This window comes from Lysobacter solisilvae, assembly GCF_016613535.2.
Classification (GTDB): domain Bacteria; phylum Pseudomonadota; class Gammaproteobacteria; order Xanthomonadales; family Xanthomonadaceae; genus Agrilutibacter; species Agrilutibacter solisilvae.
Window position 1 is genome coordinate 1844928 of sequence record NZ_CP071518.1, and the last position, 24697, is coordinate 1869624.

Here is a 24697-nt window from a genome sequence, read left to right on the forward strand (position 1 = left end):
TGCACGAAGCGGGCGCGGCGCCCGACCGCGGACCCTCAGCGCCGTGCGCTGGCGAACACCGTGATCTCTTCACGGTCGTGATACAGCTGGCGCGCGCGCAGCACCGCCAACGGCCCGGCCTGGGCGCGGAAGAGATCCAGGCACAGCCGGGTTTCCTCCCAGCGCTTCTTCATCGGCAGCTTCAGGTTGAACACCGTGTGCCGGCACCAGCCTTCGCGCATCCAGGTGGCCATGCGTTCGGCCACGCGGCGCGGCTGCTCGACCATGTCGCAGACCATCCAGTCCAGCGCGGTGCGGGGTTGCCACTGGAATCCGTCGGCGCGCAGGTGGTCCACACGGCCGCTGTCGAGCAGGTGCTGGCGCAGCGGGCCGTTGTCGATGGCGGTGACGTGCAGTCCGTTGCGCACCAGCACCCACGTCCAGCCGCCGGGCGCGGCGCCCAGGTCGGCGCCACGCATGCCATCGCGCAGCAGGCGCGCGCGCTCGTCCTCGCGCAGCAGCGTGAGCAGCGCTTCCTCGAGCTTGAGCGCGGAACGGCTGGGGGCCTCGGCATGCATGCGCAGCCGGGGGATGCCCTGCGGCCAGGGTGAATCGTCCTGCGCGTCGCTGCGCGCCAGCACCAGGTGGTCGCCGTCGAGGAAGACCACGTGCAGTCGCGGCTTGCGGGCATCGTCGGCGCGGGCCAGCACACCGGCCTTGCGCAGGGCCGGACGCAGCGCGTTGCCGAAGCTTCGCGCCAGTCCCGCCAGCGGCTTGGCCGCATCCGAGTCCGGATGCTCGACCCACAGCTCGCCGTACAGCGCCGGTGGCAGGGCCGCGAGCGCGTCCACGATCGGCGTGATGCGGTCGCGCGGATCGAAGCCGCGCAGCTCCGCCAGGCGCAGCAGCTTCTGCCTGGCGAAGATCAGCGTGTCGAAGGGCAGGCTGCGCGAGAGTTCATCGGCCTGTTCGCAGAAGAACTCGACGAAGCCGGAATTGCGCTGGGTGCGCGCGTAGCCCGCCAGTCCCGCCAGCGCGGCGCGCTCGCTCAGTTCACCCGCCAGTTCCGGTTCGAAACCGGCACGGCAGGTGCAGAACAGGGCGTCGCCGCGGGCGTCGGGGGCAGTCATTTCGGGCCGTCTTCGTGGGGTGCCGGCGGACCGGCTTCAGTAGACCGGCGCACCGGCGGCGCCGTAGGCGGCGAGCACGGCGCAGGCGTCCTCGCGCAGGACGTCGCGGGTGACGGCGATGCCGCGGCGGGTGAGCTCGCCCATCCAGTCGGCGGGCAAGGGCCCTTCGTCGAACTCGGTCAGGCCCATCACGTCCTCGGCGCGGGCGCCGATCGCCAGGTGGTCGATGCCGGCCCAGACGGTGGCGCCGTAGCACTGGCAGCACGGCTGCGACGAGGTGGCCAGGGTGACCGGGCCGATGGGCCGGTCTTCGGCGTCGCGGTTGAGGCGTGCACGCTGGGTGCGCTGCTGCGCGAGCATGTAGGCCATGATCTCGGCGTGCGCCACCGAGCAGGCATGCGGCAGCACGCGGTTGACGCCGACGGCGATGATGCGGTCGTCCGGCCCGAACACGGCGGCCCCGAACGGGCCGCCCGTGCCCGCCTCGAAGTTCATCCGCGACAGGGCGATGGCCAGTGCGACCTTGTCCTCGACCCCCACGTAGGCACGCGCCGTGTCGACCGCTTCGTGCACCCAGACGGGCAGGGTGAGATGGACCTGGGCGTGGAGCATCAGCGCACGACCTCGCCACCGGCGCCAGCCGCCTGGCAGGTGCCGTTCACGCAGCTGCAGCCCGCGATCTCGGGAAACCCGCACACCGCGGCCATGCCGTTCTTCGCGCAGCGCGCCTGCACACCCTTGGGATCGGTGGGGCTGTTGACGTTGACGCAGGCCGGGTAGTGTCCGCAGCAGTTGCCCACGTCCTTCACCGTGCAGTCCGCATCGGTGCGGCACGACGTGTCGACCTTGACCTCGGCCGGGGCCTCGGGCTTGCGGTCGGCGACGCGTTCGGGCGGCAGCGGGCCACCGGTCTGGCGCGTATGCGTGGCGGGGGCCGGAGTCGCCGGGGCCGGTGTTGCCGCAGGCGCCGCCTCAACCGGCGCGGGGCGGGCGACGGGCGCCGCCTCGCTGTCGCCGGCCTTCGCCGTCGGGGATGACGGCGCCGGCGCGGCACAGGCCGCCAGTACGAACAGGGCCAACAAGAGCAGGACAGCCCTCAGGGCCGGGGACACGGTGGCGTGCAGGCGCGAACGCACGGCACGCCCGCTTGGCTGGGACGGTTTCATCGGCGATCTCCTCGTGGCGGGGAGCTCAAGTCTTGCCGGCCCAGGTGTCACGCAGGGTGACGCTGCGGTTGAACACCGGGGCGCCTTCACGATGGTCGTAGCGGTCGGCGACGAAATAGCCGATGCGCTCGAACTGGTAGGACTGCTCTGGCCCGGCCTGCGCCGCGGCCGGTTCGACATAGCCGGTGACGGTGCGGCGCGACAGTGGATTGAGGTAATCCTTGTAGCTCTTGCCGGCCTCGTCGGTATCCGGGTCGGCCACGGTGAAGAGGCGGTCGTACAGCCGGACTTCGGCGGCGACCGCGTGCTGCGCGCTCACCCAGTGGATCGTGCCCTTGATCTTGCGGTTGGCGCCATCCATGCCGGGGCGCGACTCCGGGTCCAGCGTGCAGCGCAGTTCCACCACGCGGCCGTCGGCGTCCTTGACCGCTTCGTCGCAACGCACGATGCCCGCACCGCGCAGGCGCACGTCGCCGCCCAGGGTGAGGCGCTTGAAGCCTGGCGGAGGTACTTCCTCGAAGTCCTCGCGTTCGATCCACAGCTCGCGCGAGAACGGCACCCGGCGCTCGCCCTGGCTGGCGTCCTTGGGGTGGTTGGAGAAGGTCAGCTGTTCTTCGTGTTGGTCCGGCAGGTTGGTCAGCACCAGCTTCAGCGGGTCGACCACCGCCATCCGGCGCGGTGCGTGCGCGTCCAGGTCGTCGCGCAGCGCGCCTTCCAGGATCGAGATGTCCAGCAGCGAGTTCTGCTTGCTGATGCCCACCCGGTCCACCATCAGGCGCAGGGCCGACGGCGTGTAGCCGCGGCGGCGGATGCCCTGCAGCGTCGGCATGCGCGGGTCGTCCCAGCCATCGACGAGGCCTTCGTTGACCATCGCCAGCAGCTTGCGCTTGCTCATCACCAGGAAGTTGAAGTTCAGGCGCGAGAACTCGATCTGGCGCGGCTTGGCGGCCTCGAAGGGCAGGCCCTTGCCGGTGAGCGGCGCGACCAGTTCCGGCGAGTGGGCCAAGTCGACACGGTCCACGCACCAGTCGTACAGCGGCCGGTGGTCCTCGAACTCCAGCGTGCACAGCGAGTGCGTGATGCCTTCCACCGCGTCGCTGAGCGAATGCGCGTAGTCGTACATCGGATAGATCGGCCAGTCGTTGCCGGTGTTCTGGTGCTCGACGTGCTTGATGCGGTAGAGCGCCGGGTCGCGCAGGTTGATGTTGCCCGAGCTCATGTCGATCTTCGCCCGCAGCGTGCGCGCGCCGTCGGGGAACTCGCCGGCGCGCATGCGGGTGAACAGGTCCAGGTTTTCCTCGACGCTGCGGTCGCGGAAGGGTGAATTGCGGCCGGGCTCGTTCAGGCTGCCGCGGTATTCGCGGACCTGCTCGGCGGTGAGGTCGCAGACGAAGGCGTCGCCCTGGCGGATCAGCTTCTGCGCGGCCAGGTAGAACACCTCGAAGTAGTCCGATGCGTGGCGCAGGTCGTGCCACTGGAAGCCCAGCCAGTGGACGTCGTCCTGGATGGCGCGCACGTACTCGGGGTCTTCCTTCGCCGGGTTGGTGTCGTCCAGGCGCAGGTTGCATTCGCCGCCGAACTCGCGGGCGACGCCGAAGTCCAGGCAGATCGCCTTGGCGTGGCCGATGTGCAGATAGCCGTTGGGCTCGGGCGGAAAGCGGGTGCGGATGGCCGCGTGCTTGCCGCTGGCCAGGTCCTCGCGGACGATCTGCCGGATGAAGTCCTGCCTGGCCGGGGTGCCGTCGGCGGAGGGAGGGAGGGTGGGGTCGGGCGATGCGGACATTCGGCAGCAGCAAGCGTGGGAGAACGGGGAGTTTAGCCCGCCGGCGCACCCGGCTCCCTTCGCGGCCACGCCCGATGGCGGGGACAGCCGCCGCGCCGGGCCGTAAGCTCGGCCCATTCCCGCCTCCAGGACCGCCATGGGCCTGCAAGACCTGATCCGCGACGTCCCCGACTTTCCCCGCCCTGGCGTGACTTTCAAGGACATCGGCCCGCTGCTGGCCGACCCGGCGGGCCTGGCGGCCTGCATCGCCGCACTGGCCAAGCCATGGCGGGACGCGCGGCTGGATGCGATCTGCGGGATCGAATCACGCGGCTTCATCTTCGGCGCGGCCATGGCGCAGGTGCTGGAAACCGGCTTCGTGCCGCTGCGCAAGGTGGGCAAGCTGCCGCCGCCGACCATCGGCGTGGATTACGACTTGGAATACGGCAGCGCCCGGCTGGAAGTAGGGGCGCAGGGGCTTCGACCCGGCGCCCGGGTGTTGCTGGTGGACGACGTACTGGCGACCGGCGGGACCCTGGCTGCCGGGCGCACCCTGCTGGAGCAGTTGCAGGTCGAGCTGGTGGGCGCCAGCGTGGTGATCGAGATCGACGCCCTGGGTGGCCGTGCCCGCTGGCCGGCGCCGCTGCCATTGCTGGCGCTGCTGCACTGCTGAGGCGGCGTATGCTGGGGCAAGCCCGGGCATTGGCCCGCGGCCATCCCGCTGGACCCTTGGAACACCCTGGGAGCTGCGCCATGAAAGTCGTCTATGAGGCCGCGAACCTGATCGACGCGCACCTGGTGCGCCACGCGCTGGAAGCCGAGGAGATCCCGGTCTTCCTGCGCGGCGAGCAGCTGCTGGGAGGCATGGGCGAACTGCCGCTGTTCGGCGTCGTGGCCGTGTGCGTGCCGGATGTCGTCTTCCCGCAGGCCCAGGCCATCGTGACCGCGCTGCCGCTGACCCAGGGCGAAGCCGGCGAAGCCGACGATGATCTGCTCCAGGGCCACGAGGGCTGGATGCCGGCGTAACAGGACGGCGTCAATGTTCCACCGACGGTGGGCCACGCACGCATCGGCTGCGTCACACTGGGCGCTTGTTCCCCGACGGATCGCCCGCCATGCCCCTGCTCGTCATCGGCAACAAGAACTACTCCTCCTGGTCACTGCGCCCGTGGTTGTTGCTGCGTCATTTCGGCGTGGCCTTCGACGAGTTGCGGCTGAACCTCGACACGCCGGAATTCTTCGAGCAGATCGGCCGCTGGTCCCCCACGCGCAGCGTGCCGGTCCTGCATGACGAGGGCCTGGTGCTGCCCGATTCGCTCGCCATCTGCGAGTACGCCAACGAGCGCTGGCTCGATGGCCGCGGCTGGCCCGCGGACCTGCGCGCCCGCGCCGTGGCGCGCGCCGCCGTGGCCGAGATGCATTCGGGGTTCCGCGCGCTGCGGCTGCAGTTGCCGATGAATTGCCGTCGCGTGCCCGACGGGTACCGCTGGGATGAAAAGGCGCAGGCCGACATCGACCGCATCCAGCAGCTGTGGGGCCAGTTGCGCCGGGAACACGGCCAGGGCGGCGATTTCCTGTGCGGTGCGTTCGGCATCGTCGATGCGATGTTCGCGCCGGTGGCGATGCGCTTCATCGGCTACGGCGTGCCGATGGACGCCACGGCACGGGCCTGGGTCGATGCGCTGACCGCCTTGCCGGCCCTGCGCGAATGGCGCGACGCGGCGGCGATCGAACCCGAGCGCATCGAAGCCACCGACGCCCTGGCTGCGACATGACCAACCGCGCCCCGCGCGGCGCGCTGGTGGCGATGGCCGTCGGCGCGGCGCTGATCAGCACCTCGGCGGTGTTCGTGAAGTGGACGAGCGTGGGGCCCACGGCATCGGCGTTCTGGCGCATGGGCCTGGCCGGCATCCTGCTGCTGGCCTGGCTGGCGCGGCCCAAGGTGCGCGCCGGCTGGAAGCCGTCGCGGCGGGTGCTCGGCCTGCTGTTGGCGGCGGCGGTGTTCTTCGCCATCGACCTGTGGATGTGGCACCGGAGCATCCTCTACGTCGGCGTGGGCCTGGCGACGTTGCTGGGTAATTTCCAGGTGTTCGCGCTGGCCGGCTACGGCGCACTGGTGCTCGGCGAGCGCGGCGGGTGGCGATTGTGGGCGGGGTTGCTGCTGGCGCTGGCCGGGCTGGCGCTGCTGCTGGCGCCGGGCTGGTCGGGCTTCGATGCGCGCTTCCGCCTGGGCATCGCCTTCGGACTGGGCACCGCAGTGGCCTACGGCGCGTTCCTGATCGCCTTCCGCGCGGGCCAGGCGCAACGCGGCAGCCTCAGCAACGAGGCGATGCTGTGGTGGCTATGCCTGTTCAGCGCAACGCTGCTGCTGGGGATGACCCTGTTGGGGGATGAAAAGCTGCGTCCGGCCGGAGCCGCGGACTGGGGCGCACTGCTGGCCTACGCGCTGATCGCGCAGGTCTTCGGTTGGCTGGTCATCGGCCGCGTCATGCCGAAGCTGCAGGCCGGCGTGCTTGGCCTGTGCCTGCTGCTGCAGCCCCTGCTGTCCTACGTGTGGGACTGGCTGCTGTTCGACGCCCACCTGGGTGCAGTCGAACTGTGTGGGTTGGGGTTGTCGCTGGCGGGCATTTTCCTGGGCCTGGCGCGCGCGCAGTCGACGCGCGAGGCGGGGGATGGGGCAGAGGCGAAGGCCGCGCCGGAGGTGGGGCTTCGGTCCGGAGCACCTGCCGACGGTCACCGCGACTGAATCCTTGCTGCCGCACCATCTGTCCGGATCCTGCAACAGAGAGTGCGTGATGCTGGGAATCGGAGCTTTCAAACAGCGCATGCCACGCCCGGACGAGGCGCTGGTCGGACGCGACGAGCCGATGTCGCTGCGCAATGTCCATCACGTGCTGCGCAGTCCCTTGCGCGATGCCTTTGTCGGCTTCGCATCCGTGCAGTTCGGGATGGGCTGCTTCTGGGGCGCCGAGCGCAGGTTCTGGGGCCTGCGCGGCGTGGAGAGCACGGCCGTCGGCTTCGCCGGCGGGTTCACCCCCAACGCCACTTACCAGGAGGTCTGCAGCGGCCTGACCGGGCACGCCGAAGTCGTGCAGGTGGTGTACGACGAGAACGTCCTGGAGATCGCCGAGCTGCTGCGCGTGTTCTGGGAGGGCCACGATCCCACCCAGGGGATGCGCCAGGGCGATGACGTCGGCACCCCGTATCGTTCGGTCATCCACTGCGACACCGGAGCGCAATACGATGCGGCGGTCGCCAGCCGCGACGCGTTCCAGCAGCGGCTGACTGCGGCCGGCTTCGGGCCCATCACCACCAGGATCGAATTTCCGGCGCCGCACTTCTACTTCGCCGAGGAGTACCACCAGCAGTACCTGGCCAAGAACCCGACGGGTCATTGCGGGCAGGTCGGGACTGGGGTGGACTGCCCGGTGGTCACGGCGGGCCGACGCCTTTGACGGTGGGCCGCACTCGCCAGCCTCCGGGTGGAATCTGCTTGCGCGAGGGCTTCTAGAGCCGCGTCACCGCACACACGTACACGACCTCGCAGGCGCCGCGTCCGGTGTCCTCGCGCGTGGTCGAACTGCGCCACTGCCAGCCATCGGTGGCCTGCACCTCCACCAGCCAGCCGTCGATGCGCACGCGATCGCCGGCCTCGACTGCTTCGAGTGCGTCGGCGACGCCGGCGTCGGCGGGAATCATGTGCATGTTGGCCGACGAGCGGCCGATGTCCTCATGCGGGATCGGTGGCGCGCCGGTGTAGCGGTAGTGATACCAGCGACCCGACTGGGTGATGTTCAAGCGATCGACGACGGAGTCCTCGCGCATCGCGCCCCAGCCCAGCGCGAAGTCGACGGGGGACAGCGCGGATTCGCGGTCGCCGTCGTAGTCGTGCCGCGACAGCACCTTGGCGTCGACGCTGAACCCGGCCAAGGGTCGCAGCGTGGCCGCAGGCAACCGGATCGGTTGCAGGTGGGCGGGGACCGGCGTCTGCAGCGGCGCCTCCAGGGGCGCCACCCGCGGTGGCAGCTCGCAGCCGCCGGCGGCACCTTGCGCAAGGGCCTGGCCGGCGTTGCCGCGGGGCGACAGCGGCGAATACCACCAGCCCGCCGCGGCCAGCGCGAGCAACACGATCAGCGTGCGCGGGTTGATCATGTTCCCGCCCTGGGCCGGGCTGGCGCCTTGCTTCTCTTTGTCCCCGCCAGTTCCGGCGGCGGCTGCAGCAGCCCCCGCGGCAGCGCGCGCAGTTCGGCGGCCAGTTCCATCATCAGCCCGGCCATTGCGGAACTGCGGCGCCAGACCAGCGCGATCTGCCGGAATGGCGGCTCGCCCCGGAAGGGCAGCAGCGCGATGTCCGCCGAAGTCGGCACCGGGGGCTGCACCGCGAGCATGGGCAGCAGGGTGATGCCCACGCCGGCGGCCACCATCTGGCGCAGTGTTTCCAGCGAGGTCGCGCGGAAACCGTCGCGTTCGTCGGCGCCGGCCATGCGGCATACGTCGAGCGCCTGGTCGCGCAGGCAGTGGCCCTCCTCGAGCAGCAGCAGGTGGCGGTTGTCGAGGTCCGCCACCCGCAGGGAAGCCTGGCGGGCCAGTTCATGGTGGCGCGGCACCGCGAGCAGGAAGGGCTCGTCGAACAGCGGTTCGACGTGCAGCTGGTCGTCGTGCACGGGCAGGGCCAGCAGGCCGGCGTCGAGCCGGCCGTCGCGCAGGCGGGCCAGGATCTGGTCGGTCTTCTCTTCCACCAGCAGCAGTTCCAGCCGGGGAAATCGCTTGCGCAGGCCCGGCACTACGTGCGGCAACAGATAAGGTCCCAGCGTCGGGAACAGGCCGAGCCGGACGGTACCGGCCTCCGGATCCTGGCTGCGCCGTGCAATTTGCGTCATCTGGTCGACGTCGGCGATCACCTTGCGCGCGCGCTCGGCAATGTCCCGGCCAACGGGCGTGAGCATCACCTTGCGCGGCGCGCGCTCCACCAGCGCCACGCCCAGTTCGTCCTCGAGCTTGCGGATCTGCGTCGACAGCGTGGGCTGGCTGACGAAGCTGGCCGTGGCCGCCCGGCCGAAGTGCTTGTGGTCGGCGAGGGCGACGAGGTAGCGGAGGTCGCGAAGGTTCATTCCGGAGTGGCAGTGGTGGTGGGGAGTCGGAGGCGCCTGATGGGGGAGGCGTCGGGTGACAGACGGCGCGCACGGTGGCGAACCAGGTCGCGCTGCCGCCCGCCGCCCCATCCTGGAGCTCCGTCCATTGATCGTCCCTATCGCGATCATAGAAACAATCCACTTCCATTATCAAACCCTCGGGCGCAGCATGCTCCCATCGCGCAGGGCGAACAGTCCGGCGCGCAGGCTTCCCACTCTTCCCCAAACCCCTCGACAGGAGTCGATCGATGCTTTCCGTAGGCGACAAGTTTCCCCAGTTCAAGGTCCAGGCCACCGTTTCCAACGATCTCAAGAACGCGTTCGTCGAGATCGACAACAACACCTACAAGGGCAAGTGGCTGGTGGTGTTCTTCTACCCGAAGGACTTCACCTTCGTCTGCCCGACCGAGATCGTCGGTTTCGCCAACCACAACCAGGCTTTCGTGGACCGCGATGCCCAGCTGCTGACCGGCTCGACCGACAGCGAGTTCGTGCACCACGCCTGGCGCACCCACCACAAGGACCTGAACAGCCTGCCGTTCCCGATGCTGGCCGACGTCAAGCGCGAACTGACCTCCGCGCTGGGCATCCTCGACAAGGAAGCCGGCGTCGCCCAGCGCGCCACCTTCATCGTCGATCCGGACGGCATCATCCGCTTCGTCTATGTGACCGACCTGTCGGTGGGCCGCAGCCCGGAAGAAGTGCTGCGCGTGCTCGACGCCCTGCAGACCGACGAGCTGTGTCCCTGCAACTGGCACCAGGGCGAAGACACGCTCAAGGTCGCCTGATCGCGGCCCGCGTCACCGCCAACGTCATTGCAGTTTCGTCCCGCTGTGCGGGGCCGGCCCTTCCCTCCGGCCCTTCTCTCTCTCCCTCCCAGCGGGACTTTGACAGCCGGGGTTCGCCCCGGCTGTCTCTCGGCGCCTTGCCGGCTTCCACATTCCCCACCGCGTTCACGGGGCGCCGATCGGCCCGGAGGTGGCGCACCGCGCCTGCCGCTGCCCGTCGCTACGATTCCGTGAACCGCCGCCCCGATTCCAGGAGATCTCCATGAGCCTGCCCGAACTGCGCAGCCAGATTCCCGACTACGCGAAGGACCTGCGCCTGAACCTCGAAAGCGTGCTGAGCGATGCCGGTTCGCCCGGTCTGGACGGCAAGCGCATCCGGGCCATCGCCCTGGCCTGCGCCATCGCCGGGCGTCACGCGCCGCTGGTCGCGGCGATCGAAAGCTTCGCCGCCGAGCAGCTTTCGCCCGAGGAGATCAACGGCGCGCGCGCCGCGGCCGCGATCATGGCGATGAACAACGTCTACTACCGCGCCACCCACCTCATCCAGAACGACGAGTACGGCAAGCTGCGCGCGGGCCTGCGCATGAACATCATGGGCAATCCGGGCATCGACAAGATGACCTTCGAACTGGCCTCGCTCGCCGTGTCGGCCATCAATGGCTGCGGTGCCTGCATGGACTCGCACGAGCGCACCCTGCGCCAGCACGACATCACCGCGCAGGGCGTGCAGAGCGCGCTGAAGATCGCTGCGGTGGTGCATGCCGTGGCGGTCACGCTGGAACAATCGGCGGCCTGACGGCGGCTGATGCCATGAGCGACGCGGCGCCCGCGACGGTATCGGCCCTGCTGCGCGGCGCGCGCACGCAGGTGGCCCACGAGGATGCCGACCTGCTGCTCGCGCATGTACTGGAGCGTCCGCGCGGCTGGCTGTTCGCCCATGGCGACGACCCGGTGCCTGCCGCCGCGGCCGCGGCGTTCGGACAGTTGCTGGCGCGACGCCTGCAGGGCGAACCGCTGGCGTACATCACTGGCCATCGCGGCTTCTGGCGCTTCGACCTGGCCGTGTCGCCGGCGACGCTGATTCCGCGCCCGGAAACCGAGCTGCTGGTGGAGCTGTCGCTGGCGCGCATGCCGCAGTCGGGGGCGCACGCGGTAGCGGACCTGGGCACCGGCAGCGGAGCCATCGCGCTGGCGCTGGCCTGCGAACGTCCCGACGTGCAGGTGATCGCCACGGACGTGAGTGACGCCGCGCTCGCGGTCGCCCGCGGCAATGCGCGGATGCTGGGCCTGTCCAAAGTCGACTTCCGGCAGGGCGACTGGTTCGAGCCCCTGCGAGGCGAGCGGCTGGCCCTGATCGCAAGCAATCCGCCCTACATCGCGCTGGGCGACGCCCACCTGGAGCAGGGCGACCTGCGCTTCGAGCCTGCCGGTGCGCTGTCCTCGGGCGCGGACGGGCTCGATGCGATCAGGGCCATCGCCGGACAGGCGCCCCGGCATCTGTTGGCCGGCGGCTGGCTGCTGGTCGAACACGGCTGGGAGCAGGGCGCCGCGGTCCGCGCGCTGCTGGCCGGGGCGGGGCTGCTCGAGGTCGCCACGCACCAGGACCTGGAAGCGCGCGACCGGGTCACCCTGGGTCGCGCCGCCAACTGACCGCAGCGGGACCCGCTCGGGCCTGCGCTAGAATTTCCTTCTGCATTCCAGCGGATGTCGCCATGCGCACGCTCTATCCGGACATCGAACCCTTCGACAGCGGCATCCTGCGGGTCGACGACCGCCACGCGCTGTACTACGAGCAGTGCGGCAACCCGCGTGGCAAGCCGGTGGTGATGCTGCACGGCGGACCGGGCGCGGGCTGCAGCAGCCGCATGCGCCGGTTCCACGATCCGTCGAAGTACCGCATCGTCCTGTTCGACCAGCGCGGCAGCGGCCGGTCGCTCCCGCACGCGGACCTGGTGGACAACACGACCTGGCACCTGGTGGCCGACATCGAGCAGTTGCGCGAGCACCTGGGCATCGACCGCTGGCAGGTGTTCGGCGGTTCCTGGGGCTCGACGCTGGCGCTGGCCTACGCGCAAGCCCACCCGCAGCAGGTGACCGAACTGGTCCTGCGCGGCATCTTCATGCTGCGTCGCTGGGAACTGGAATGGTTCTACCAGGAAGGCGCCTCGCGCCTGTTCCCGGATGCGTGGGAGCACTACGTCGGCGCGATCCCGACGGTCGAGCGCCACGACCTCATTTCGGCCTTCCACCGCCGCCTCACCAGCCAGGACGAAGCCACCCGCCTGGCCGCGGCGCGCGCCTGGAGCGTGTGGGAGGGCGCGACCAGCTTCCTGCACGTCGACGATGAATTCGTCGCCGGCCATGAGGATGCGGCCTTCGCGCTGGCCTTCGCCCGCATCGAGAACCACTACTTCGTCAACGGCGGTTTCTTCGAAGTCGAGGACCAGCTGCTGCGCGACGCGCACCGGCTGGCCGACATTCCCGGCGTGATCGTGCACGGGCGCTACGACGTGGTGTGCCCCGTCCAGAACGCCTGGGACCTGCACAAGGCCTGGCCACGCGCGGAACTGGTGATCACGCCCGCATCCGGGCATTCGGCCTTCGAGGCGGAGAACGTCGACGCGCTGGTCGCGGCGACGCAGCGCTACGCCTGAGCCACCGCCGCGACGCGGCCTACGGCGACAGGTCCGCTCGCGGCGTGCCGTCCGGATCGCGCTCGAGCATCCACAGGCCGGCCCAGAGCTTGAGGTCCAGCTCGAATCCTTCTGCCTGCCGGGCCATCAGCCAGGCCGGCGCCTGCGCGCGCGGCACGCTGTGGACCGTGATGCCTTCGCCGTCGACGCCGCCACCTTCGCCCACCCGGCGCAGCCCCGTGGCGCGGACGAACGCGATGCGCTCGCTGCTCATGCCCGCCGAGGTCGGACCGACCAGCAGCACCTCCACCTGGGCCGGATCCCAGCCGGTCTCCTCGATCAGTTCACGTCGCGCCGCCGTTTCCAGCGTGTCGTGGGCGTGATCGTCGCCGACCAGGCCGGCCGGCATTTCAATCGTCCGCGCGCCCAGGGGCACGCGGTACTGCTCGACGAAAAGCACCTGGTCATCGGGGGTCAGCGCAATGACGATCACCGCCATGCCCGTGCCATGCGTGCGCTCGGCGAATTCCCAATGACCGCGGCGGCGCATCCGCAGCCATTGGCCGTCATAAAGGGTTTCGGTGGGAAGGTCGCTGGCTTCGTGATCGATCTGGCTCATGTCCCGATGCTACCGCGTGCGGCGTTGCGGGACGTGTCAGCGCCCGGTCAGGCGACCGCCATCTCCAGGCCGGCCGCCGTATGCAGGCGGCGACGGGTCATCGGGCCGAAGCGCAGCGACTGGCACAGCGTGGCCAGCATTCCGCCGTCGGGATTGCCGCGGGTGAAGTGGCCATCCTCGAGCGGGGCGTCCAGCGCGACGGTGGTCAGGCGGCGCCACAGCAGCGCCTGCTCGCGGTGCTCGCGCAGCCTGGCCGCGACACCGGCCGCCCCGCGCAGGCGCAGGTAGGGCACCTCGTCCACGCGCGCCAGCAGGGCGTCGAGCGTTCCGAAATGCGCCAGCAAGGCCGCCGCCGTCTTGGCGCCCACGCCGGGCACGCCGGGGATGTTGTCGACCGCATCGCCCGTCAGTGCGAGGTAATCGGCGATCTGGACGGCCTCCACGCCGTGGCGGTCCTTCACCCCGCCGGCGCTCCAGCGCTGGTTGCGGGCGTAGTCCCATTGTTCGTCGGCTTCCACCAGCAGTTGCGACAGGTCCTTGTCGGCCGAGACGATCACGCCGCGGAACCCGTGCGCGCGCTGGCGGGCCAGGGCGCTGCCGATCAGGTCGTCCGCTTCGTACTGCTCGTGTGCCAGCACCGGCAGGCCCAGCGCGATGCACAGCATCTTGCAATGGGCGAACTGGCGCTTGAGTTCATCCGGCGCGCTCTCGCGGTTGGCCTTGTAGGCCGGGTAGAGCCCGTTGCGGAAGCACGAGTCCAGCGCTTCGTCGAACGCGATGGCGATGTGCTGCGGACGCGTGCGTTCGAGCAGTTCGAGCAGGAAACGCGCGAAGCCATGGACGGCGTTGGTGGGCCAGCCGTCCTCGTCGGTGAACTCGTTGGGCATCGAATGCCAGGCACGGAACACGTACATGCTCGCGTCCACCAGGTACAGCGGCTGCGTGGTGGCGCTGGTGTCGGGCGAGGTCACAACACCAGTTCCTGCAGCAGGGTGGCCGGATCAGGCCGCTCGCGTTCGGGCACCTCGAGCCGCGGGGTGCCGATATGGATGAAGCCGGCCACGTGCTCGTCGGCCTGCAGGCCCAGCCACTGGCCGACCTGCGGGTCGTAGGCGGGCCAGCCGGTCAGCCACTGCGCGCCGAATCCGGCGGCCTGGGCGGCCTGCAGCAGGGCGAAGCAGACGCAGCCCGCGCTCAGCAGGCGCTCGCTTTCTGGGATTTTCTCATCCGGTCCGAGCCGGGCGACGACGACCACCACCAGCGGGGCATGGGAGAACCGCATCCGGTCCTTCTCGACGGCCGCCTCGCCGGCGTCGGGGTCGCGCTCCAGTCCCCGTGCCGCGAGCCGCTCGCCCAGCGCCTGGCGCGTCGGACCGCTGATGGAAAGGAAGCGCCATGGCGTGCGCTTGCCGTGGTCGGGGACGCGCACGGCCGAGGCCAGCAACCGCAGGAGCGTGGCCCGGTCCGGGCCCGGTTCGCCCAGCTGTTTGGCCGGCACCGAGCGTCGTTGGTCCAGGGCCGCCAGGGCAGCCGGATCGGGTCTACAAAGGGAATGAGACATTAGTCACAGATCGTGTGATCGCCGCGCAAGCGGCCTCAAGTTCCTGCCTATGCTGCCATGGAGTCCAAGGGTTGGGCGGCGTCCCCCGGCGATTGCCTGTTAGACCACACTTTTGGGGAAGAGGTAGAAACCATGTTTGGTGAACATCCCGGAACTCCGTCCGGCTCGCGCCCCGACCCCGCGCGCGTGCTGGAAGAGATCAAGCGGCTGGCCGTCGAGCTGCTGGGCGCCGTGCCCAATGGCCTGTATGCGCCGGTCGAGCAGCAGCTGCACGAATCCAGCCTGCGTGCCGGCAGCGGACGCCACATCGAGATGCAGGCGCTGCTGAAGCTGCGCCAGCAGTCGGCCACGTACGTGATGCGCTTCCGCCAGCAGATCGCGCAGGGCTTCGACGATTTCCGTTCGCTGCGCATCCGCAGCCGCGGTGACCTGCCGCTGTCGCTGGTGGCCGAGAACCAGCTCGCCTTCCACCTGGCGGGCCAGCAGCTCGCCGACGCCATCGAATCGCGCTACGCCACGCCCCTGCAGGCGATGAGCCTGCGCCTGGACAAGCTGGCCGAATCGCTGCAGATGCAGGCCTCGTCCAATCCCATCGGCGCGGGCCGCCTCGCGGGCGCCTTCATCGAGACCTACCGCGACGCCCAGCTTCCGCATGACCTGCAGCCGCTCATGTTCCGCGCGTACGAGCAGGAGCTCGCCCGGGTGCTTGGCGAGCTGTACTCGCGCGTCAACGGCCTGCTGGGCAGTGCCGGCTACGGCGTCGGCGTCGCCCAGGGGCCGCGTCCTGTCCCGGAAAATGTCGTCGTCACCCGGCGCGACCAGGAGCACGACCTGGTGCCCGTGCGCGAACGGCCCCGGGTCGAAGACCCCGCGGTCGCCGCTGAAATCGCCCAGCTGCGCAGGCAGCTGCATGCCTGGCGCGAACAGGCTCCGCCGCACTCCGACGAACAGACACAGGGCACGATGCCGCGCCGCGAATTGCGCATGGAAGAAATCGTCAGCGTTGCTTCGCTGTTGCAGCCCGAGTCGCCGGACGTCTTCGTCCGCGCGCTGTCCGGGGAGGGTGGCAAGCTGTCCGAGGCCATCCGCATCCGCCTGCGCGACGGCGCCCGTCGCCTGGGCCACAGCCCGGAGCAGACCCGTCTGAGCGCGGAGCACGACGACGCGATCGATCTGGTGGGCCTGCTGTTCGAATCGCTGTTCCAGAGCTACGCGCTGCTGGACCATGCGCGCCGTCTGTACGGCCGGCTGGTCATGCCCTACGTCAAGGTGGCGATGAAGGACCAGGGACTGTTCGTCAAACGCGAACACCCCGCGCGCAGGCTGCTCGACGCCATCACCGAGGCCTGCGAAGGCAACTGCGCCGCCACGGCGCAGGATCGCGAACTCATCGAACGTTGCGCGGCGGTGTCCCAGCGCATCGTGGCCGACTACAACGAGGACCTGGCCGTCTTCGAGATGGCCCATGCCGAGCTGGAGGCGCTGCTGCAGCAGCACCGGCTGCGCGTGGAGCTGCAGGAGTCGCGTGCCGCCAAGGCCACCTTCGGCCGCGAGCGTCTCAATGAAGCGCGCACCCAGGCCGACAGCGTGCTGGGCTACATGTTCCACGAACCGATCACGCCCGAAGTCGGCGCCTTCCTGTCGCAGCCCTGGCGGCACCACCTAGTGCAGACGCTGCTGCGCGATGGTTCCGGCTCGACGCGCCACAACGAAACCCTCGCGCTGGGCGATGCCCTGCTGGATGCCGATCGCCTCGCCCGCAGCGGGCGCGATGGGCGCAAGCTGGCTGACCGGCTGATTGCGCTGGAAGCGGCGATCGTCTCCTGCCTGGCCAGTTCCGGCCTCGATGAGGATTCCGCGCGCCAGGGCCTGGCCGAGCTCGTCCGGGCGCTGGCCTATCCGGATACCCAGCGCGGCCCGCAGCCGCTGCCCGTCTCCAACGACGAGGATGCGGCCGGCGACGACGCCGCCGTCTGGCTGGCCGGTGGCACCGACACCATCGAGCACGATCCCGAAGTGGCCGCGCGCATGCGCCGCCTGCTGCCGGGCGAATGGCTGCGCCTGCTCGATCCGGCCGGACAGGCGCTCGCCGTCAAGGTGGCCTGGATCAGCCCGCTGACCGGTCGCTTCCTGCTGGTCAACCGCCGCGGCCTGCGGGTCCTGGTGGCGTCCGCCGCCGAGCTGTCGGCGCTGGCGCAGTCGGGCCGGCTGCAGGTTGGCGCCGAGCGCGCACCGACCGACGAAGCGATGCGCCACCTGCGCGACAAGCTCGCCAAGGCCGCCTGACAACCAATCGGCATGTCCACGCCGCGCGAGAGCCATCGCGCGGCGTGACGCCATTCGTTACGATGCCCGCGACTGTCCAGGAGCGAGCACGACATGACGGAAGCGGCGCCGACGCCTGCCACCAGCACGCCTGCCACGAGCACCAGTGGCACGAACGCGCCCCGTGCGAACCCGCCGGTGACGATCGCGATCGCGCGTGAGACCGCGCCGGGAGAGCGCCGCGTCGCGGCGACGCCCGAAACCTGCCGCAAGCTGGTGGCCCTTGGGCGCGCAGGTGCGCGTGGAACGTGGCGCCGGCCTGACCGCCAGTTTCACCGACGAGGCCTACGTCGCCGCCGGCGCCAGCCTCGCCGATTCGGCGCAGGCCGCCTTGCACGATGCCGACCTCGTGCTCTGCGTCGCCCCTCCCGCTGCCGAAGCGCTGGCGCACATGAAGGACGGCGCCACGCTGGTCGGCATGCTGTCCCCGCAGGCGGACGATGCGCGCGGGCAGGCGATCACCGCTCGCGGCCTGGTGGCCTTTCCGCTTGAACGCCTGCCGCGCACCACGCGTGCGCAGGCGATGGACATCCTCAGCTCGCAGGCCGGCATGGCCGGCTACAAGGCGACGCTGATCGCCGCGCAGCTTGCACCGCGCTTCTTCCCGATGCTCACCACCGCGGCCGGCACCATCCGTCCGTCGAAGGTGCTGATCGTCGGCGCCGGCGTCGCGGGCCTGCAGGCCATTGCCACCGCCAAGCGCCTGGGCGCGCAGGTCGAAGGCTTCGACGTGCGTCCGGAAACGCGCGAACAGATCGAATCGCTGGGCGGCAAGTTCCTGGACCTGGGCGTCAGCGCGGCCGGCGAGGGCGGCTACGCACGCGCGCTGACCGACGAGGAGCGCGCACTGCAGCAGCAACGCCTGGCCGACCACCTCAAGGGCATCGACGTGGTCGTGTGCACGGCCGCCGTGCCGGGTCGTCCGGCGCCGAAGATCCTCACCGCGGCGATGGTGGAGGGCATGAAGCCCGGCAGCGTCATCGTCGACCTGGCCGCCGAGACCGGTGGCAACTGCGAACTCACCCGGCCGGGCGAAACCGTGGACAGTCGCGGCGTGACCATCGCCGGTCCGCTCAACCTGGCGAGCCTGGGGGCGGTGCACGCCAGCGAGATGTATGCCCGCAACCTGCTCAATTTCGTGAGCCTGTTCGTCAAGGACGGTGCCATCACTTTTGACTGGAACGACGAACTGCTGGCCCGCACGGTGTGGCCGGAGCGCGCCACCGCGTGAGGCCGGCGCCGGTCGGCCGGCTCCGCGTCAGAGTGGCAGGCCCAGGTCGCGCAGGAAGCCTTCCACCGATCCGGTGTAGGCGTTGGCTTCACCCAGGCTGACATTGATCGCGCGGTGGCCCAATGGCTGCGCAAGCAGCTGCGCGCGGCCCCCCAGGGCGCGCGCACGCGCGACGAAGTCCGCGTTGGCCGGACACGAGCGGATCCGCAGGCTGGAACACACCGCCAGCACCGGCACGGTGCGCTGGCGCAACTGCTGCAGCGGCGAGGCGGCGGCCCAGTACTGCGGATCGTCACCGAAGGCCTCGTCGAACAGCGGCGCGTGCGGCCCGCGCATCTGGGCGACGGTATCGAGCGCGCCACTGTCGAGCAGCACCGTGCCCAGCCAGGGGCGGACACCGGCCGCGCGCGCAAGCTCCGGCGAGGCGGCCAGCAGGGCCACCAGGTGGCCGCCGGCGGAGTGGCCCATGAGGATGAATCGATCCGGCGACCCGCCGTGGCGCGCGATTGCGCGCTGGGAGACGGCTACGGCGCGGGCGACGTCGCGCGCCTGGGTCAGCGGGTCGGCCTCGGGCAGCATGCGGTAGTTGACGGACACGATGATCACGCCGCGCGGTGCCCAGCGCGCGACCTTGTTCCTGACCACTCCGGGCATGGCCTTGTCGCCGCGACGCCAGCCGCCGCCGTGCACCAGGACGATCACCGGTGCATGGCGCGCGCCATGCGGCACGTACAGGTCCATCCGCTGGTCCGGGTGGGCGCCGTAACTCAACCCGCGCACCACCGACACGGCCGGCGGCGCCGGATCCGGGACCACGCCCGGCCGGGCCTGCGTGGGCGCGCCCAGCAGGGCGCCGATCACCAGTGCCAGCGTCAGCCGCCGGCCCGCGCTCATCGGGATTCGCCGTCCCCAGGGGCGTGGCGTGGTGCATTGCGTTCCACCCAAGCCTCGCGTTCCTCGGGCGTCATGGCGTGCCATCGGGTGCGCAGTTCGCGCCGCTGCTCGGGCGTCATCGTGCGCATCTTCTCGAACAGCGCGCGGGCGTGCTCGCGCTGTTCGGGCTTCATCTGCCGCCAGTGATCGCGGCCGTGGTGGGCGCGCTGGCGTTGTTCGGGCGTCATCAGCTCCCAGCGGCGGGCGTGCTCCATCATCCGGGCGCGCGCGCCGGGCTGCGCGTTCCAGCGCTCGCGCAGGGGCGCGACCAGGCGTTCGCGCTCGGCCTGGCTGAGCTGCTCCCAGGCCGGGTAGGTTGGCGCCGGTGCGGAAGTGGGCGCGACGTTCGTCGCGGGCGCGGGCCGCTGGGCGAGCACGGGCAGCGACACGCACAGCAGCAGGACAAGCAGGCACAGCCGATTCATCGTCATCACTCCGTCACCGCCTCGCCACTGGAGGCGTCTTTGCCAGAACCATTGGTGTCGAACATCGCGCTGGCCTCGTCGGACTCGAGCCACACGTAGAGTTCGGGGGATTCATCGAGCGCGGCGTACGCGTCGTCGTAGTCGGGGCTGTCGAGCGGGCTGTCTCCCGGTGCGCTCGAACTGCCGCCGGCGATGACGGGTGCCGGCGCCGGCGACAGGCCCTTGTCGCCACCCGGCGGCCGGCCCTGCCACAGCGCTCCGAGTGCGACCAGCCCCACGGCGAAGGCGGCCGCGGTCGTCCATCCGCGGGCCCACGGCCGGGCCACCGCCGTCCGTCGTGGTCGCAGTTGCAGGCGCACCCGAGCGGGAGTCGCGGCGACGGCCTGGGCGTGGATGCTCCGCATGCGGGCGTCGAAATCCGCATCGGTGCTGGAGCGCGGATCGGAATGGGGGTCGCAAGCGCGGTAGTCGGTCATCATCTGAATTCCTCCAGGTGTCGCTGCAGCGCGATGCGTGCACGCGACAGATGGGTTTTGACTGCGCCTTCGCCGCAGCCCATGACGCGGGCCGTCGTGGCCACGTCCAGTTCCTCGAGCACGCGAAGGCTGAAGGCTTCGCGCTGGCGCCGCGGCAGCGACCGCAGCGCCTGCGCCAGCCGCGACCAGGCCTCGCGGCCATCGTGGTGACGCTGGGGGTCGGGAGCCGGATCGGCCCACTGCTCGCCCCATTCGACCGCGCCGGTGTCGCCCTGCGGCGCCAGCCAGCGCAAGCGGAACATGCCGCGCCGCTGCACGTCGACGATGCGGCTGCGCAGGATGCTCCAGAACAGCGGCGTCCATTCGGGTGCGGGACGGTCACGGTAATCGAGCATGCGGGTCATCGCGTCCTGCACGGCATCCTGCGCGTCGTCGCGATGGCGCAGCGCGCCTTCGGCGAAGCGGAAAGCGCGCGTGCCGATGTCGCCCAGGAAAAGCTCCAGCGTGGTCGCGACCCCCGCCGTGGCGGGAGGCGACGACGACCGGGCGGCGTGCGTGTCCATGCTGGCTAGCATGCGCCAGGCCCCTCAGTGCCGGCGATCCCAGCGGCGCTCGATGCGATCGCCGCGCCGGTCCCAGCGCGCCTGCGCCAGGTCGCCGCGGTGATCCAGACGGGCGTCGACGCGGTCTCCCTGGCGGTCCAGGCGCCGGGCCTGGCGTTCGCGGCCCTGCTGGTCGGCCCGCTGCGCACGCTGATCCAGGCGCGCATCGATGCGGTCGCCCCGGCGGTCCATGCGTGCCTCGACCCGAGCGCCGGTGCGATCCATGCGGTGGTCGACACGGTCGCCCACGTCGCCCGCCATCGCGCCGCCCGCGCCCAGCAGCCCGATCGCCAGGGCGAGGGCGCGGCATGAGAACTTTTCATATCCCTTCACGTCGTCTCTCCCGAGGCTGGGCCGCGGCCGTTGTGCCGTGCGATCACCCGTCCGCACAGGCAAACGCGCGGGGCGGCGCGGCGTTGACCGGCCACCCGTCGCAGGCGCCGCAAGCGTTCAGGGATCGTTATGATGGCGACGACTCGACCGGGAACGGGAAGCACGCATGTCGAACGGAATGGTGGCGCTGTACATCTTCATGCTGGCGGCGATCGCCGGCCACGTGATCATCTCGCGGGTGCCGGTGATCCTGCACACGCCACTGATGTCGGGCTCCAATTTCATCCACGGCATCGTGCTGATCGGCGCGATGGTCGTCCTCGGCCACGCCGATACCACGCTGGAGAAGGCGATCGGGTTCGTCGCCGTGCTGCTGGGTGCGGGCAACGCCGCCGGCGGCTACGTGGTTACCGAGCGCATGCTCGAGATGTTCAAGCCTTCGCAGAAGAAGGACGCGGGCCAGGGCGGGGGCAAGGCATGAGCCCGACGTTCGCGCAGGTCGCCGGCTGGATCGCCGCCGCCAGTTACCTGGTCGCCGCCACGCTGTTCCTGCTGGGCCTGCAGCGCATGGCCTCGCCGGTCACCGCGCGCAGCGGCATCCGCTGGGCCGGCCTGGGCATGGTGATCGCAACGGCGGCCACCTTCCTGCTGCCGGGCCTGCACAACCTGCCGCTGATCATCACCGCGCTGGTGATCGGCACGGTGATGGCCTGGGTATCGGGCAAGAAGGTCGCCATCACCGACATGCCGCAGATGGTCGCGCTGTACAACGGCATGGGTGGCGGTTCGGCCGCGGCCATCGGCGCCGTCGAGCTGCTGCGTTTCTCCGCCGAAGGCCGCCCGCCGTCCATGGTGACCCTGGTGCTGGGCGTGGTGGGCGCGCTGATCGGCGCGGTTTCGCTGTCGGGTTCGGTGATCGCCTGGGCCAAGCTCGATGGCCGCATGGACAAGCGCTACACCTTCCCCGGCCAGCAGCTCTTCAATGCCGCCGTGGCCATCGCCGCGGTCGTGCTGGGCGGCGTGGTGGTGCACGGCCTGGGCGTGCCGGCGATCGTCGCGTTCTTCATCGCCGCGCTGGCGCTGGGCGTGCTCATGACACTGCCGATCGGCGGCGCCGACATGCCGGTGGTGATTTCGCTGTACAACGCGCTGACCGGCCTGGCCGTGGCGTTCGAGGGCTTCGTGCTCGGCAACGAGGCGCTGATCATCGCCGGCACCATGGTCGGCGCCGCCGGCACGCTGCTGACGCAGCTGATGGCCAAGGCGATGAACCGGCCGATCAGCGGCGTGCTGTTCTCCAATTTCGGCGGCGGCGGGCAAATGCAGGAGATCGGCGGTTCGCAGAAGCCGATCGAGGCCGGAGACGTCGCCGCCATGATGGCCTATGCCGAGCGCGTGGTGATCGTGCCGGGCTATGGCCTCGCCGTCGCCCAGGCACAGCACAAGGTGTGGGAGCTCACCCAGAAGCTGATGGATCGCGGGGTGAAGGTGAAGTTCGCCATCCACCCGGTCGCGGGTCGCATGCCCGGTCACATGAACGTGCTGCTGGCCGAGGCGGGCGTGCCCTACGACCTGATCACCGACATGGACGACATCAATCCCGAGTTCGCCAACACCGACGTCTCGCTGGTGATCGGCGCCAACGACGTGGTCAACCCCGTCGCCAAGACCGACCCCGCCTCGCCGATCTACGGCATGCCGATCCTGGACGTGGTCAACTCGAAGAACACCATCGTCATCAAGCGCGGCAAGGGCACGGGCTTCGCGGGCATCGAGAACGCGCTGTTCTACGCCGACAACACGCGCATGCTGTTCGGCGACGGCGCGGGCATGGTCGCGGCGCTGGTGAGCGAGCTCAAGGCACTGGACGGCGGCGGCCACTGAAGCCGCCCGCCGCGGCCGCGGCGGGGAAGCGCGCGGATTGCGGCGGCCTCAGGAAACGGCGTGGCGCGCAGCCCGCGTCGTTCCCGCAATCGCGTTGCGCGGACGTACGTGGTTGGCGGCATGCGAACGCAGTCTTGCCACCTCGACCGGCAGGTGCCGTACCTGCGTCGTGGTCAGGCCGAAGGCATTCTTGAATGCCCGGCAGAAGGCGCTCTGGCTTTCGTAACCCAGGTGCTGGGTGATCAGGCACACGGGCATGGCGCTGTCGCGCACGAGCGACCAGGCCCGCTCCAGGCGCAGGCGGGCCGCATGTTCGGAAGGCGTCTCGCCAAAGACTTCGCGGTACATCCGGATCAGGTGCCACGGCGAGTAGTTCGCGCTGCGTGCAAGCTGCGCCAGTTCCAGCCGGGCTTCGGGGTCGCGTTCGATCAACTGGTGCGTGCGCAGCAGGCGCTGCAGGGTGAGGCGTCGTCGCTGCGGCGTGCGGCCGTTGCAGCGATCGACGAAGGGCTCCAGGTCGCGCTGCGCGTCGACCAGGGCGAGCGCAAACACACGCTGGGCGGACAGTCCTGCCGGCGGGTCCAGCGTGGCGAACGTCGCCGACCGCAGGCACTGCGCCATCCGCACCGCCGCGCGGCGGAGCGGCCGTGCGCAGGCCCACTGCCTGGCAAAAATGTCGCCGCAGGCGGGGGCGCCCGGCAGCGTGCGCAGCAGGGCGTTCCAGGCCGCGGGCGTGCCGGCCAGCAGCAGGCATAGCGCAGGCGCGCGGGTGCGGGCGGTCAGCAGGTCGCCGCGGGCTACCAGCATCCGGCCGGTCGGCAACGGCCACTGCGGAAGCGCGTCGTCCGGGGACCGGTAGGCGTCTGCGGGCGTCGCGATGTCCGGGGCCCCGCGCAGGGGGATCCAGACCGACATCCAGCCCGCCGGCAAATCGACCCGTAGCCCGCGCCCGCCCACATGGACCAGGTGCATGCGGTCCCGCGGCAGTCCGGCGAGGTCGAGCGTGCCCGAGCGCAGGCAGTGGAACTCGGGAAGCGGAACGGGGCGCGGGAATTCGGCGGGCATGGGGCCACGCTAGTCCCCGCATTGGTCGCGGGGGAGTTCCAGTTTTCACCGCTCCGATGGAGCCACTTCGACGACGGCCGACTCAGCGGCCGCGGCGGCCCGGCGTGGCGAGCGATGCGCAGATCACGCCGATCAGGGCGTGCATCGCGATGCTCGACAAGGTCCACGCCAGCGGCATGCGTCCGCCCGGGGGCGCGTTGGACAGGGGCACCACGACCCAGGTCATGAAGCCGTACAGGAGCAGGCCGTACGCCAGGCCGCAGGCCAGCGGCCGCTGGCGCAGCAGGGCCCACCGGCCGCTGGCCAGCCACCAGGCGGCGGCCATGCAGGTGGCGATGAAATAGTGGCAGGCCGCGCCCAGGGCCGCGCTGGCGGTGCCGCCCTGGTGGGCGGCTGCGCCCTGGATGCCGGCGGCGATGCTGTGCAGGATCCGGGTCGGGGCGACGTCCCAGCCCACGCCCCAGAAGGTGAACACGAACACCAGGTCCAGCGTGCCGACGACCACGCCGGCCAGCAGGACGGGCCACCAGGCGCGCGGCGGCGCCGAGGTCAGCGGAGGGTGGATCGACGCCATGGGCGGTTCCGGTCGTGGGCCAGGGCGCATCCTCGGCCGCCGTCGCGCGTGCCGACAGCGCCGCTTTCCCTCGCGATCA

The 24697-nt window shown here is 70.5% G+C and carries 28 protein-coding genes and 1 pseudogene; 14 read left to right on the forward strand and 15 right to left on the reverse strand.

The genetic code is table 11. From position 1 onward, the window contains the following. Positions 1-35: 35 nt before the first annotated feature. From rlmM to I8J32_RS08085, 4 genes are all read right to left on the reverse strand, one after another. Positions 36-1109, reverse strand: coding sequence for a 23S rRNA (cytidine(2498)-2'-O)-methyltransferase RlmM (rlmM, locus tag I8J32_RS08070; protein WP_200610473.1), 1074 nt, complete (start codon positions 1107-1109; stop codon positions 36-38). 36 nt (positions 1110-1145) lie between these two features. After that, positions 1146-1721: a nucleoside deaminase gene (locus I8J32_RS08075; RefSeq protein ID WP_200610474.1), complete on the reverse strand. Its 576-nt coding sequence runs from the start codon at positions 1719-1721 to the stop codon at positions 1146-1148. Then, complete coding sequence (locus I8J32_RS08080; RefSeq protein ID WP_245156501.1) at positions 1721-2008, reverse strand: hypothetical protein; 288 nt, start codon at positions 2006-2008, stop codon at positions 1721-1723. Before I8J32_RS08080 ends, I8J32_RS08075 begins: the two co-directional genes overlap by 1 nt. A 292-nt stretch (positions 2009-2300) precedes the next feature. Beyond that, positions 2301-4058: a glutamine--tRNA ligase/YqeY domain fusion protein gene (locus I8J32_RS08085; protein WP_200610475.1), complete on the reverse strand. Its 1758-nt coding sequence runs from the start codon at positions 4056-4058 to the stop codon at positions 2301-2303. 136 nt (positions 4059-4194) lie between these two features. On the opposite strand from I8J32_RS08085, the gene I8J32_RS08090 reads away from it, so the two are divergent. The 5 genes from I8J32_RS08090 to msrA all read left to right on the forward strand — a co-directional run bounded on the left by I8J32_RS08090 (position 4195) and on the right by msrA (position 7492). After that, on the forward strand, positions 4195-4710 hold the full coding sequence (locus I8J32_RS08090; protein WP_200610477.1) for an adenine phosphoribosyltransferase: 516 nt from the start codon (positions 4195-4197) through the stop codon (positions 4708-4710). A gap of 80 nt (positions 4711-4790) precedes the next feature. Beyond that, on the forward strand, positions 4791-5063 hold the full coding sequence (locus I8J32_RS08095; RefSeq protein ID WP_200610479.1) for a putative signal transducing protein: 273 nt from the start codon (positions 4791-4793) through the stop codon (positions 5061-5063). 89 nt (positions 5064-5152) lie between these two features. Beyond that, a complete protein-coding gene (locus I8J32_RS08100; protein ID WP_200610481.1) occupies positions 5153-5812 on the forward strand; it encodes a glutathione S-transferase family protein in 660 nt (219 codons plus the stop codon). Next, entirely contained in the window at positions 5809-6783 is a 975-nt protein-coding gene (locus I8J32_RS08105) for a DMT family transporter (RefSeq protein WP_200610491.1), read from the forward strand. The genes I8J32_RS08100 and I8J32_RS08105 overlap by 4 nt, the downstream gene beginning before the upstream one ends. Positions 6784-6832: 49 nt before the next feature. After that, positions 6833-7492, forward strand: coding sequence for a peptide-methionine (S)-S-oxide reductase MsrA (gene msrA, locus I8J32_RS08110; RefSeq protein ID WP_200610494.1), 660 nt, complete (start codon positions 6833-6835; stop codon positions 7490-7492). A 52-nt stretch (positions 7493-7544) separates the two neighbouring features. On the opposite strand, the gene I8J32_RS08115 is transcribed toward msrA, so the two are convergent. Together I8J32_RS08115 and I8J32_RS08120 are read right to left on the reverse strand one after the other, a co-directional pair. Beyond that, positions 7545-8189 (reverse strand): hypothetical protein, encoded by a 645-nt coding sequence (locus I8J32_RS08115; RefSeq protein ID WP_200610497.1) that lies wholly within the window; start codon positions 8187-8189, stop codon positions 7545-7547. Next, positions 8186-9148: a LysR substrate-binding domain-containing protein gene (locus I8J32_RS08120; RefSeq protein WP_200610506.1), complete on the reverse strand. Its 963-nt coding sequence runs from the start codon at positions 9146-9148 to the stop codon at positions 8186-8188. Before I8J32_RS08120 ends, I8J32_RS08115 begins: the two co-directional genes overlap by 4 nt. A gap of 269 nt (positions 9149-9417) precedes the next feature. Here I8J32_RS08120 and I8J32_RS08125 point away from each other — a divergent pair, with 269 nt between their 5' ends. The 4 genes from I8J32_RS08125 to pip all read left to right on the forward strand — a co-directional run bounded on the left by I8J32_RS08125 (position 9418) and on the right by pip (position 12611). After that, positions 9418-9957: a peroxiredoxin gene (locus tag I8J32_RS08125; protein ID WP_200610509.1), complete on the forward strand. Its 540-nt coding sequence runs from the start codon at positions 9418-9420 to the stop codon at positions 9955-9957. Between the two features lie 262 nt (positions 9958-10219). Beyond that, positions 10220-10753: a carboxymuconolactone decarboxylase family protein gene (locus I8J32_RS08130; protein ID WP_200610520.1), complete on the forward strand. Its 534-nt coding sequence runs from the start codon at positions 10220-10222 to the stop codon at positions 10751-10753. A gap of 14 nt (positions 10754-10767) precedes the next feature. Further along, entirely contained in the window at positions 10768-11607 is an 840-nt protein-coding gene (gene prmC / locus I8J32_RS08135; RefSeq protein WP_200610530.1) for a peptide chain release factor N(5)-glutamine methyltransferase, read from the forward strand. A 62-nt stretch (positions 11608-11669) separates the two neighbouring features. Beyond that, a complete protein-coding gene (gene pip, locus I8J32_RS08140) occupies positions 11670-12611 on the forward strand; it encodes a prolyl aminopeptidase (RefSeq protein ID WP_200610532.1) in 942 nt (313 codons plus the stop codon). A gap of 19 nt (positions 12612-12630) precedes the next feature. Here pip and I8J32_RS08145 read toward each other — a convergent pair whose 3' ends face one another. Genes I8J32_RS08145 through I8J32_RS08155 form a run of 3 tightly spaced genes read right to left on the reverse strand, consistent with a single transcriptional unit; the run spans position 12631 to position 14770 of the window. Next, positions 12631-13209, reverse strand: a complete 579-nt coding sequence (locus I8J32_RS08145; RefSeq protein ID WP_200610534.1) for an NUDIX hydrolase — start codon at positions 13207-13209, stop codon at positions 12631-12633. A 47-nt stretch (positions 13210-13256) separates the two neighbouring features. Beyond that, the gene (locus I8J32_RS08150; protein WP_200613014.1) at positions 13257-14123 is read right to left on the reverse strand and encodes a 5'-3' exonuclease; all 867 of its coding nucleotides are present in this window, start codon (positions 14121-14123) and stop codon (positions 13257-13259) included. Positions 14124-14176: 53 nt separating this feature from the next. After that, on the reverse strand, positions 14177-14770 hold the full coding sequence (locus I8J32_RS08155) for a nitroreductase family protein (protein ID WP_200610537.1): 594 nt from the start codon (positions 14768-14770) through the stop codon (positions 14177-14179). Positions 14771-14902: 132 nt separating this feature from the next. On the opposite strand from I8J32_RS08155, the gene I8J32_RS08160 reads away from it, so the two are divergent. Both I8J32_RS08160 and I8J32_RS08165 read left to right on the forward strand, forming a co-directional pair. Next, positions 14903-17056 (forward strand): DUF1631 family protein, encoded by a 2154-nt coding sequence (locus I8J32_RS08160; protein ID WP_200610539.1) that lies wholly within the window; start codon positions 14903-14905, stop codon positions 17054-17056. Between the two features lie 177 nt (positions 17057-17233). Beyond that, positions 17234-18326, forward strand: a pseudogene (locus tag I8J32_RS08165) (NAD(P) transhydrogenase subunit alpha). Between the two features lie 27 nt (positions 18327-18353). Here I8J32_RS08165 and I8J32_RS08170 read toward each other — a convergent pair. The 4 genes from I8J32_RS08170 to I8J32_RS08185 are packed head-to-tail and all read right to left on the reverse strand — an operon-like array spanning position 18354 to position 20735. Further along, on the reverse strand, positions 18354-19220 hold the full coding sequence (locus I8J32_RS08170) for an alpha/beta hydrolase (protein ID WP_200610544.1): 867 nt from the start codon (positions 19218-19220) through the stop codon (positions 18354-18356). Continuing rightward, on the reverse strand, positions 19217-19684 hold the full coding sequence (locus I8J32_RS08175; RefSeq protein ID WP_200610547.1) for a DUF3106 domain-containing protein: 468 nt from the start codon (positions 19682-19684) through the stop codon (positions 19217-19219). The genes I8J32_RS08170 and I8J32_RS08175 overlap by 4 nt, the downstream gene beginning before the upstream one ends. A 5-nt stretch (positions 19685-19689) precedes the next feature. Further along, complete coding sequence (locus tag I8J32_RS08180; protein WP_200610552.1) at positions 19690-20160, reverse strand: hypothetical protein; 471 nt, start codon at positions 20158-20160, stop codon at positions 19690-19692. Next, positions 20160-20735: an RNA polymerase sigma factor gene (locus tag I8J32_RS08185; RefSeq protein ID WP_200610554.1), complete on the reverse strand. Its 576-nt coding sequence runs from the start codon at positions 20733-20735 to the stop codon at positions 20160-20162. The genes I8J32_RS08180 and I8J32_RS08185 overlap by 1 nt, the downstream gene beginning before the upstream one ends. Positions 20736-20750: 15 nt before the next feature. Between I8J32_RS08185 and I8J32_RS08190 the strand changes: the two genes are divergently transcribed. From I8J32_RS08190 to I8J32_RS08200, 3 genes are all read left to right on the forward strand, one after another. Continuing rightward, positions 20751-21074, forward strand: coding sequence for a hypothetical protein (locus I8J32_RS08190; RefSeq protein WP_200610557.1), 324 nt, complete (start codon positions 20751-20753; stop codon positions 21072-21074). Positions 21075-21261: 187 nt separating this feature from the next. After that, positions 21262-21576: an NAD(P) transhydrogenase subunit alpha gene (locus tag I8J32_RS08195; RefSeq protein ID WP_200610559.1), complete on the forward strand. Its 315-nt coding sequence runs from the start codon at positions 21262-21264 to the stop codon at positions 21574-21576. Continuing rightward, positions 21573-22979: an NAD(P)(+) transhydrogenase (Re/Si-specific) subunit beta gene (locus I8J32_RS08200; protein ID WP_200610562.1), complete on the forward strand. Its 1407-nt coding sequence runs from the start codon at positions 21573-21575 to the stop codon at positions 22977-22979. The genes I8J32_RS08195 and I8J32_RS08200 overlap by 4 nt, the downstream gene beginning before the upstream one ends. A 48-nt stretch (positions 22980-23027) precedes the next feature. On the opposite strand, the gene I8J32_RS08205 is transcribed toward I8J32_RS08200, so the two are convergent. Both I8J32_RS08205 and I8J32_RS08210 read right to left on the reverse strand, forming a co-directional pair. Then, the gene (locus I8J32_RS08205) at positions 23028-24044 is read right to left on the reverse strand and encodes a helix-turn-helix transcriptional regulator (RefSeq protein ID WP_200610565.1); all 1017 of its coding nucleotides are present in this window, start codon (positions 24042-24044) and stop codon (positions 23028-23030) included. Positions 24045-24126: 82 nt separating this feature from the next. Then, positions 24127-24618, reverse strand: coding sequence for a hypothetical protein (locus I8J32_RS08210; protein WP_200610567.1), 492 nt, complete (start codon positions 24616-24618; stop codon positions 24127-24129). Positions 24619-24697: the final 79 nt, after the last annotated feature.

Bases quoted from the DNA above. Each gene is read 5' to 3' on its own strand.
- pip (WP_200610532.1), top strand. From the start codon at position 11,670: ATGCGCACGCTCTATCCGGACATCGAACCCTTCGACAGCGGCATCCTG.
- I8J32_RS08145 (WP_200610534.1), bottom strand. From the start codon at position 13,209: ATGAGCCAGATCGATCACGAAGCCAGCGACCTTCCCACCGAAACCCTT.
- msrA (WP_200610494.1), top strand. From the start codon at position 6,833: ATGCTGGGAATCGGAGCTTTCAAACAGCGCATGCCACGCCCGGACGAG.
- I8J32_RS08075 (WP_200610474.1), bottom strand. From the start codon at position 1,721: ATGCTCCACGCCCAGGTCCATCTCACCCTGCCCGTCTGGGTGCACGAA.
- I8J32_RS08155 (WP_200610537.1), bottom strand. From the start codon at position 14,770: ATGTCTCATTCCCTTTGTAGACCCGATCCGGCTGCCCTGGCGGCCCTG.
- I8J32_RS08195 (WP_200610559.1), top strand. From the start codon at position 21,262: ATGTCGAACGGAATGGTGGCGCTGTACATCTTCATGCTGGCGGCGATC.
- I8J32_RS08125 (WP_200610509.1), top strand. From the start codon at position 9,418: ATGCTTTCCGTAGGCGACAAGTTTCCCCAGTTCAAGGTCCAGGCCACC.
- I8J32_RS08095 (WP_200610479.1), top strand. From the start codon at position 4,791: ATGAAAGTCGTCTATGAGGCCGCGAACCTGATCGACGCGCACCTGGTG.
- I8J32_RS08085 (WP_200610475.1), bottom strand. From the start codon at position 4,058: ATGTCCGCATCGCCCGACCCCACCCTCCCTCCCTCCGCCGACGGCACC.
- I8J32_RS08130 (WP_200610520.1), top strand. From the start codon at position 10,220: ATGAGCCTGCCCGAACTGCGCAGCCAGATTCCCGACTACGCGAAGGAC.
- I8J32_RS08185 (WP_200610554.1), bottom strand. From the start codon at position 20,735: ATGCTAGCCAGCATGGACACGCACGCCGCCCGGTCGTCGTCGCCTCCC.
- I8J32_RS08180 (WP_200610552.1), bottom strand. From the start codon at position 20,160: ATGACCGACTACCGCGCTTGCGACCCCCATTCCGATCCGCGCTCCAGC.
- I8J32_RS08100 (WP_200610481.1), top strand. From the start codon at position 5,153: ATGCCCCTGCTCGTCATCGGCAACAAGAACTACTCCTCCTGGTCACTG.
- I8J32_RS08105 (WP_200610491.1), top strand. From the start codon at position 5,809: ATGACCAACCGCGCCCCGCGCGGCGCGCTGGTGGCGATGGCCGTCGGC.
- I8J32_RS08170 (WP_200610544.1), bottom strand. From the start codon at position 19,220: ATGAGCGCGGGCCGGCGGCTGACGCTGGCACTGGTGATCGGCGCCCTG.
- I8J32_RS08115 (WP_200610497.1), bottom strand. From the start codon at position 8,189: ATGATCAACCCGCGCACGCTGATCGTGTTGCTCGCGCTGGCCGCGGCG.
- I8J32_RS08210 (WP_200610567.1), bottom strand. From the start codon at position 24,618: ATGGCGTCGATCCACCCTCCGCTGACCTCGGCGCCGCCGCGCGCCTGG.
- I8J32_RS08120 (WP_200610506.1), bottom strand. From the start codon at position 9,148: ATGAACCTTCGCGACCTCCGCTACCTCGTCGCCCTCGCCGACCACAAG.
- I8J32_RS08205 (WP_200610565.1), bottom strand. From the start codon at position 24,044: ATGCCCGCCGAATTCCCGCGCCCCGTTCCGCTTCCCGAGTTCCACTGC.
- I8J32_RS08175 (WP_200610547.1), bottom strand. From the start codon at position 19,684: ATGAATCGGCTGTGCCTGCTTGTCCTGCTGCTGTGCGTGTCGCTGCCC.
- prmC (WP_200610530.1), top strand. From the start codon at position 10,768: ATGAGCGACGCGGCGCCCGCGACGGTATCGGCCCTGCTGCGCGGCGCG.
- I8J32_RS08090 (WP_200610477.1), top strand. From the start codon at position 4,195: ATGGGCCTGCAAGACCTGATCCGCGACGTCCCCGACTTTCCCCGCCCT.
- I8J32_RS08160 (WP_200610539.1), top strand. From the start codon at position 14,903: ATGTTTGGTGAACATCCCGGAACTCCGTCCGGCTCGCGCCCCGACCCC.
- I8J32_RS08150 (WP_200613014.1), bottom strand. From the start codon at position 14,123: ATGTACGTGTTCCGTGCCTGGCATTCGATGCCCAACGAGTTCACCGAC.
- rlmM (WP_200610473.1), bottom strand. From the start codon at position 1,109: ATGACTGCCCCCGACGCCCGCGGCGACGCCCTGTTCTGCACCTGCCGT.
- I8J32_RS08200 (WP_200610562.1), top strand. From the start codon at position 21,573: ATGAGCCCGACGTTCGCGCAGGTCGCCGGCTGGATCGCCGCCGCCAGT.